Raw genomic sequence first — 786 nt, 5'->3', positions numbered from 1 at the left:
CTGATCCTGAAGATCGTCGACGAGGCCGACTTCTTCGAGATCTCCAGCGAGTGGGCCAGGAACATCGTCTGCGGCTTCGCCCGCATGGACGGCCAGACGGTCGGGATCGTCGCCAACCAGCCGCAGGTGCTGGCCGGGGTGCTCGACATCGACAGCTCCCGCAAGGCCGCCCGCTTCGTGCGCTTCTGCGACGCCTTCGAGATCCCGATCGTCACCCTGGTCGACGTGCCGGGCTTCATGCCGGGCACCAAGCAGGAGTACGGCGGCCTGATCAAGCACGGCGCCAAGCTGCTCTTCGCCTATGCCGAGGCCACCGTGCCCAAGGTGACCCTGATCACCCGCAAGGCCTATGGCGGGGCCTATGACGTGATGAGCTCCAAGCACCTGCGCGGCGACTTCAACTACGCCTGGCCCACCGCCGAGATCGCGGTGATGGGCGCCAAGGGCGCGGTCGAGATCATCTTCCGCCAGGAGGCCAAGGACCCGCAGGCGCTCGCCGCCCGCGAGGCCGAATACAAGGACCGCTTCGCCAACCCGTTCGTCGCCGCCTCACGCGGTTATGTCGACGACGTCATCATGCCCCACGGCACCCGCAAGCGCATCGTCCGGGCGTTGCACTCGCTCAAGGGCAAGGTGCTCACCAACCCGACCAAGAAGCACGACAACATCCCGCTGTGAGCCAGCGAACCTCCCCCTATGGGGGAGGCGGCCGAAGGCCGGTGGGGGGCCGGTTTCAGCTTCCGAGACCTCGGCCGATGTCGAAATTACTCCCCCCACCGATCGCTT

1 protein-coding gene is annotated in these 786 nt (G+C 66.5%); it reads left to right on the top strand.

The features are described 5' to 3' along the window. On the top strand, positions 1 to 678 hold a 678-nt coding region (locus G5B46_RS24115), incomplete at its 5' end, for a carboxyl transferase domain-containing protein (RefSeq protein ID WP_276611632.1). Positions 679 to 786: the final 108 nt, after the last annotated feature.

The organism is Caulobacter sp. 602-2 (assembly GCF_011043625.1).
GTDB lineage: Bacteria > Pseudomonadota > Alphaproteobacteria > Caulobacterales > Caulobacteraceae > Caulobacter.
The sequence above is the reverse complement of the archived record's forward strand: the minus strand, read 5'-3'. Positions and strand labels throughout refer to the sequence as shown.